Raw genomic sequence first — 7,891 nt, 5'->3', positions numbered from 1 at the left:
ACCATAAATATATTGTAGTAGAAATTACAGGAAACCAAAATGATGAATTAATTAAATATTTGGATGACATTCTTCTTGGATTGAGATATCAGGATGGACATTATAATCTGGTAAAACTCAATGACGAAGAATATCAGGGAAAATTGAAAATCCAGAGTGATTACTGGGATAAATTGAAAACAGAAATTGAAGCAGTAAGAAACAAGGGATACGAAAATACAGACATTGTTAATATGAGTGAAATATATTTTACGATGGCAGATGAAACTGTCTCTGCCGCAGAAAGCTATTCAGAAAAGATCGCTATAAAGATTCGTACTATAGAGCTTTTGTCGGCACTTGATATGTTGATTCTGGTGATATTGGTTATTATGCAGACTCTAAAGGCAATGCAGATGGCAATGCAAAACAGATTGCTGGAACAGAAAGCATTCGTAGATGCCCCTACTGGGCTGCCAAATAAAAATGCCTGTAATGAGCTTCTTAATAGAAAAGATATAATTACAGGTTCTACAGCATGCATAATGTTTGATTTAAATAATCTAAAAGCTGTAAATGATACAATGGGACATTCCGCAGGAGATCAGTTAATAATGAATTTCTCAAAGTTTTTGCGAAGTGTTATTCCAGAAAAGGATTTTGTTGGAAGATATGGCGGAGATGAGTTTATAGCAGTCATTTATCATACAAATGAGGCGGAAATTAAAGAAATATTAAAAGGTTTGTACAGAGAAAAAGATAGATTAAATAGTTATGAAAATCAAATACCAATCGACTATGCATGCGGATGGGCATTATCCTCCGATAATATGTCGTGTACAATGCAGATGTTATTGGATGATGCAGATGCTAATATGTATAAAAATAAACAGTTATGCAAGAAATATAATTAGCATTCTTAAGGAAAGTGATTAAAAAACTATCGATAGGGAGTGCCTTTTTTAATTTATAGGATTTCTAAAGACCACAAGAATAAAGGAAATAGAAAATATGAATAAAAGACAAAAAATACTGATTGCCGATGATGCAAAGTTTAACAGGGATATATTGAAAGAATTTCTTGGAGAAACCTATGATTATCTGGAAGCTGAAAATGGAAATCAGGTAATCCAGATGATAGGAGAAAATATTGGAATTGATCTGATACTTTTAGATATCAATATGCCACAGATGAATGGTTTTGAAGTCTTGGAAATAATGAAAAGAAGCCAGTGTATTGATGAAACTCCAGTTATTATGATCTCTGCTGAAGAATCTGTTGATGCTATGCGTAAAGCATATGAAATGGGAATTACAGATTATATTACACGACCTTTTGATTCTGTTATTGTAAAGAAAAGAGTCCAGAATACCCTAGAACTTTATGCGAACCAAAAGCGTCTGATCAATGTGGTTGTTGATCAGGTTTATGAAAAAGAAGAAAACAATGATATTATGCTCAGGATTCTGAGCAATGTATTAGGGTCACGCAACAGTGAGAGCAGCGAACATATTTTACATATCCGTACTGCGACGAAAATGATGCTGAGACAACTGTTAAAAACAACGGATGCTTATCATCTGACGGAGACCGATATTGCTATAATCACAACCGCTTCTTCGCTTCATGATATTGGTAAAATACGCATTCCGGAAGAAATACTGAATAAACCCGGAAGACTGACCGATGAAGAATTTAAAATTATGAAAACTCATAGTGAGATTGGAGCATCCATGATCTGGGATATGCATTTTTTACAAGATCATCCACTGGTACATACCGCATGGGAAATCTGCAGATGGCATCATGAAAGATGGGATGGAAAGGGTTACCCGGATGGTCTGAAAGGTGAAGAAATACCAATTTCTGCACAGGTGGTGTCTATTGTGGATGTTTATGATGCTCTTACCAGTGAACGATGTTATAAGAAAGCATTTGATCATGATACCGCAATCAAGATGATTCTGGACGGGCAATGCGGGCAGTTCAATCCGGTTCTTCTTAAGTGCCTGAAAGAACTAAGCCTTCAGTTTTCCAAGATGTATAAGAATGAAACGAATGATAATACACAGTATTATGAAGCACAGAGGCTCTCTGACGAAATACTAAAGGAAAAGTCTTTACCCCGTAAAAATTATTCGCAGCATGTCATTAAGCTCATGCGGGAAAAGATAGAGTTTTTTAAAATGGACAGTGGCAAAATTTCCATTGAGTATAATACAATTTCAGGTCGGCTGATTATAATTAACGGAAACCGGCAGATACTGTGTCAGAGAGATGATCCGAAATTTGATATATTCAAACTGTTCGAAGTAAGCAGTGAAGATATTCAACATATCAGAGCGTTACTGGACCAAACATCAATACAGAATACAGAAATCTCATTGCAGTTAATGGCAAAGGTGGAAAATAAAAGGCAGATGTATGATCTGAAACTGCATACCTTATGGTCTCCTTTAAAGAAAGATGGATATATAGGAATTGTCGGATATCTCTCTTGATTGGTGATATTATTTTTGGATATATCGAAATAAGAAAAAGGATAATGTAATTACTCTGTTAGTAAATTGACACAAGTTGGCTGTAGAGTATAATTATAGTAAAAGTACAGCAGAAGCTGTCGCAAAGATATTTATAAAAATGTTGTGGGGATATTGAACATTAATGAATGTAAAATTAAAATCTGGAAGCAAGCAAGCGACTGTAGCCTGGAGGGTGGGAGAAAGATGAAGAAGTGCAAATTAGTACAGAATATAATGAATTTCAAATTTTGTTACATTATATTTTGCACAATTATATGTTTTATTGTTTTATCCGTTCCTGCATCTGCCAAAGAAGACTCTGACAATGTTATCCGGGTAGGATCTTTTGAAGAAACTTATAATAACGTCAATGAAAAAGGGGAAAGAAGTGGATATGGTTATGAGTATCTTCAAGATATTGCAGGTTATGCAGGATGGACATATAAATACATAACAAGTGATTGGAAAAACTGCTTTACACAGTTGGAAAATGGAGAGATTGATATTCTTGGTGGCATTTCCTATACAGACGAACGTGCTGAAAATATGCTTTTTTCCGATATGCCTATGGGGGAAGAGAAATATTACATCTATACGGATGCATCCAATATGGATCTTACAGCAGGAAATTTGGATTCTTTTGAGGGAAAAAATATTGGTGTGTCTAAAGATAATATACTGGAGGATGTGCTTAATGAATGGGAATCAAAATATGGTCTGCATACGAAGCATATCAATGTTTCTACAACCACAGAAATTATGGACAAACTGTCGAACCATGAAATTGACTGCTTCGTTTCGGAAGAAGACCCCCGTTGGGAAGAATCGGAGATTTCGCCGATTACAAGTATTGGAGAGACAGAAATCTATTTCGTTATAAATCCAGAACGTCCGGATATCAAAGAAGCACTGGATAGTGCTATGCGCAGAATTAAGGATGACAACCCATTTTACACAGATGATCTCTACAGGCGTTATCTTTCTGCACAGAGCAGCTCGTTTCTTTCAAAAGAAGAAAGTGAGTGGATCGGGCAGCATGGTGCAATCCGGATAGGGTATCTGAATCAGGATGGAGGTATCAGCCGTGTAGATCCATCAACAGGTAAACTGACAGGTGTTATTACAGATTATGTGGATCTTGCAGAAAATTGTCTGCAAGGTCAGACTCTGGAATTTGAATTAAAGGGATATGAGACAAGAAGTGAACTGCTTCAGGCATTGCAGGATGGAAAAATAGACCTGATTTTTCATGCAAACCAGAATCCATACTTTGCAGAAACAAATGGATTTGCTTTGTCGGATACGCTATTGACTCTCAATATGGCAGCAATTACGGCAAAGGATTCTTTTGATGAAAATAAAGAGAATACAGTTGCCGTTGAAAAAGATAATTTTGCATTGAAAGCATATCTTTCATACAATTATCCGCAATGGGAGGTTGTGGAATATGAGACATCAGATGCAGCAGTAAAAGCAATGCAGAAAGGGGAGACGGATTGTATTGTAAGCAATTCAGGTACTGTTTCAGACTATTTGAAAAATAATAAGCTTCATAGTGTTTTCCTGACAAAAGAAGCTGATGTTCCATTTGCTATTCAGCAGGGAGAACCGGTTCTTTTGTCCATTCTGAATAAAACACTGACTTCTATGCCTACAACTCAATTTTCAGGTGCAGTAGTTTCGTATAATGCTTCCTCACGAAAAGTTACAGCGAAGGATTTTATTCAGGACAATTTACTGACAGTTTCACTTATCGCTGGAATTTCTTTTTTTGTTGTTCTGTGTATAATTCTTGATTCTTTGAAAAAATCAAAACGTGCGGAAGAAAAATCCAAGAAGTCTGCTGAGCAGGCATTGAAGCTGAATCAGGAGCTTGAAGAAAAACGGCAGGAATTACAAAATGCACTTGTAGAAGCACAGAGTGCCAATAAGGCTAAGACTTCCTTTTTAAATAACATGTCTCATGACATCAGAACACCAATCAATGGCATTATGGGCATGCTTACAATTCTTGAAAAAAGCGGAAATGATGGTGAGCGGGCAAAAGATTGCCTGAATAAAATAAATGAGTCTTCGAAACTGCTATTATCATTGGTAAATGATGTTTTGGATATGGCAAAGTTAGAATCGGATACCGTGGTTTTTAGTGATGAATCCATCAATCTGGATCAGGTATGTCAGGAAATCACGGAGTCACTATCTTTTCAGGCAGAAGAAAAAGGACTTCATGTTATAGGAGAACATGATGATTACAGTGGTATATATGTTTGGAGCAATGCAGTTCATCTGAAAAAAGTATTGATGAATCTGTTTACAAACAGTATGAAGTACAATAAGGTGAATGGTTCTATTTACATGAGTATGAGAACGATTGAAAGATCAGAAGATCACATGACATGTGAATTTAAAATAAAAGATAATGGAATTGGAATGTCAGAAGAATTTATAAAAAATGAATTGTTTACTCCATTTGTACAGGCAGATAATTCCCCACGTTCTGATTATAATGGGACAGGTCTGGGAATGCCTATTGTGAAACAACTTGTAGAAAAGATGGGCGGAACCATAACAGTTGAAAGTAAGCTGGGTGAAGGGAGCTGTTTTAGTGTAATACTTCCATTTGAAATTGATACGAATGCACGACCGGAAGAAAAAGAAGATTTCAATGCAGATCTATCAGGTGTCCGGATATTATTGGCTGAAGATAATGAGCTGAATGCGGAAATAGCAGAATTTATGCTGATGGAAAATGGGGCTGAAGTAGAAACAGTGAAAAATGGGTTAGAAGCTGTTCAGCACTTTGAAGCCTGCGAATCAGGAACATACGATGTTATTTTAATGGATGTCATGATGCCGGTGATGGATGGGCTTACTGCCACAAAAACAATAAGATCCCTGGAACGGCAGGATGCAAAAACAATCCCTATCATTGCTATGACTGCAAATGCGTTTAGGGAAGATGCAGAAAAGTGTATGGAAGCAGGAATGAATGCACATTTGTCAAAGCCGATTGTGATTGAGGAAGTTATAAAAACGATTTTAAGGTATGTTCATAATGATTAGCAGGATAGAACCGGAGAGAAGCCGGGGATACCGGAAGCAATGGAAAAAGTAACAGAAGTATAATTCTTACTAGAAGATTGACGAGGAGAAGTTGTATGAGTCAGGATATTATTAATAATCGTTTTTTTGAAGAGTCGGTATTTGCTATTGCCGATGGATACTGCGTGATCAATCTCACAAAAAGTATCGTACGTGGTTCCATGTATCAGGTAGTTAATGGAAAAAATATAATCTGAATGAACAATTAGGTTTGCCGGAAAATTCAAGCTTACAGAGTCTGGTAGATGCATGGGCATTGACTATACCAGAGGAAGGTCTTAAAGATTTTCTGCACGAGTTTGACAGAGAACGATTATTAAATCGGTTTGAAAATGGTGAACGGCATATATCGTTCCGATACTGGACCAGGACTGCTACTTTTGAGCCCATGCTTGCAGAAGATCACATGGCTCTGTACCGTGAAGAGGAAACTGGAGATGTCATTGCAGTTAATTATGTTCTTGACCGTACAGAACATTATCGCTTAGAGGAAAAAGAGCGGGCACTGGAAAAATCAAACAGAGAGTATGCGAAGCTTCTGGAAGAAGAGAAAAAGCATACAGCTATGATCGAGGAATTGACAAAAAAACTGCAAAGTCAGCTGGAGTTATTTACCGTATCCATCCCCGGCGGCGTCAAAATCAGCAATGATGACCCGGAATACTCTTTCAAATATGTTTCAGAACAATTTGCAAACATGCTCGGTTACGCAACACCAAAGGAACTGTTGGATGCTTCTGGCGGTAATATTATCGGACTTGCTCATCCAGATGACGTGAAGGTCGGACTTGCAGATGCATTAAATCAATATACTCATTCTGATCATTATGCTACTATTTACCGGATACGCTGTAAGGACGGCACATACAAATACATCGAGGATCGTGGACAGAAAGTAATACAGGAAGACGGAACCATTGAACATTGGAATCTCATGCTGGATAAAAATGACTTCATGCATAAATCAATTGCCTTGGAAAGTGAAAAGAAAGCAAATAAAAGCAAGTCTGATTTTCTCTCCAGGATGTCTCACGATATGAGAACCCCGCTGAATGGAATTATCGGATTGCTGAAGATTGCTGAGAAACATTTTAATGACAGGGAATTGGTCCTGGAAAATTTCAGAAAAATGCAGGTAGCTGCAGACTATCTATTGTCTCTTATTAACGATATCCTTCAGATGAGCAAAATTGAAGATGGAAATGTACCTCTGACGCAGGAAATCATCAACTTTGAGGAATTAAGTCAGGATGTTCTGACTATCATAGAACAGCGGGCAAAAGACAGAGGAATCCGGATGCAGTTCCGTGCAAAAAAGGAAAGTCTTCGATATCCTTTTATTTATGGAAGTCCGGTACATTTAAGACAGATATTTCTTAATATTTATGGAAACTGTATTAAGTATAACCGGATTGGCGGCAAGATAATAACGGTGTCAGATTATACAGAAGCTGTTGACGGAATTACGACATATGAGTGGACCATAACTGATACTGGCATTGGTATGAGCAGGGAATACCAGGAGCATATATTTGATCCGTTTTCGCAGGAAAGAGAGGATGCAAGAAGTACACAGCAGGGAATTGGACTGGGAATGGCGATTGTAAAAGGTCTGATTGAAAAGATGGGGGGAACTATTGAAGTTAAAAGCGAAGAAGGCATTGGCTCAACCTTTATCATCAGGATTCCGTTTAAACTTGCTCCCGCACCAGATACAGGAAAGAAAACAGCGGCACAGATGGATATCAGCGGATTAAACTTATTGCTGGTGGAGGATAATGAACTGAATACAGAAATTGCGGAAACGCTGTTGTCTGATGAAGGTGCAAATCTGACAGTTGCAGAAGATGGACTGCAGGCGGTCAGAATGTTCCAGGAGAAACCGGAAGGTTATTTTGATGCAATTCTGATGGATATCATGATGCCTGTAATGGATGGGATTACTGCGACAAAAACAATCCGGTCACTGAAACATCCAGATGCTGAGACGATCCCGATTATTGCCATGACAGCAAATGCATTCAGAGAAGATAAAGAAAAGTGTCTGGCAGCAGGAATGAATGCTCACTTGGCAAAGCCTATAAAAATTGAAAACATAAAGAGAATTTTGTGTGAATATTGTGTGTAGTGGTTGCAACTTCTTAAATCCGTATAGCTATTTTTCACGTTCTGTAGGATATTATAACGTAAATGTAAAACTGGCAGGTATTTCTGCTGAATAAGACAGCAAATTAGAAGATAGTGGTTTGGCGAGCCGATCGATAACTGACAATGCAGGCTGGCATAC

Annotated in this window: 5 protein-coding genes; all 5 read left to right on the top strand. The window is 37.5% G+C overall.

What is annotated here, in order from left to right; genetic code table 11:
* The coding region (locus PGR14_RS11280; protein WP_270223409.1) for a GGDEF domain-containing protein at window positions 1-893 on the top strand (893 nt) is incomplete at its 5' end.
* 97 nt (window positions 894-990) lie between these two features.
* On the top strand, window positions 991-2,481 hold the full coding sequence (locus PGR14_RS11275) for an HD-GYP domain-containing protein (RefSeq protein WP_055260552.1): 1,491 nt from the start codon (window positions 991-993) through the stop codon (window positions 2,479-2,481).
* A gap of 225 nt (window positions 2,482-2,706) precedes the next feature.
* The gene (locus PGR14_RS11270; protein WP_270223408.1) at window positions 2,707-5,565 is read left to right on the top strand and encodes a response regulator; all 2,859 of its coding nucleotides are present in this window, start codon (window positions 2,707-2,709) and stop codon (window positions 5,563-5,565) included.
* A gap of 95 nt (window positions 5,566-5,660) precedes the next feature.
* On the top strand, window positions 5,661-5,801 hold the full coding sequence (locus tag PGR14_RS11265) for a hypothetical protein (protein ID WP_156339396.1): 141 nt from the start codon (window positions 5,661-5,663) through the stop codon (window positions 5,799-5,801).
* Between the two features lie 14 nt (window positions 5,802-5,815).
* Window positions 5,816-7,732: a hybrid sensor histidine kinase/response regulator gene (locus PGR14_RS11260; protein WP_055260554.1), complete on the top strand. Its 1,917-nt coding sequence runs from the start codon at window positions 5,816-5,818 to the stop codon at window positions 7,730-7,732.
* Window positions 7,733-7,891: the final 159 nt, after the last annotated feature.

The sequence above is a fragment of the Coprococcus sp. AF99-45 genome, from assembly GCF_027663865.1.
GTDB classification, from domain to species: domain Bacteria; phylum Bacillota; class Clostridia; order Lachnospirales; family Lachnospiraceae; genus Allocoprococcus; species Allocoprococcus comes.
This window is presented reverse-complemented; position numbering and strand designations above follow the sequence as displayed.

Excerpts from the sequence above, each read along its gene's own strand:
- PGR14_RS11265 (WP_156339396.1), top strand. The coding sequence starts at position 5,661 with ATGAGTCAGGATATTATTAATAATCGTTTTTTTGAAGAGTCGGTATTT.
- PGR14_RS11270 (WP_270223408.1), top strand. The coding sequence starts at position 2,707 with ATGAAGAAGTGCAAATTAGTACAGAATATAATGAATTTCAAATTTTGT.
- PGR14_RS11275 (WP_055260552.1), top strand. The coding sequence starts at position 991 with ATGAATAAAAGACAAAAAATACTGATTGCCGATGATGCAAAGTTTAAC.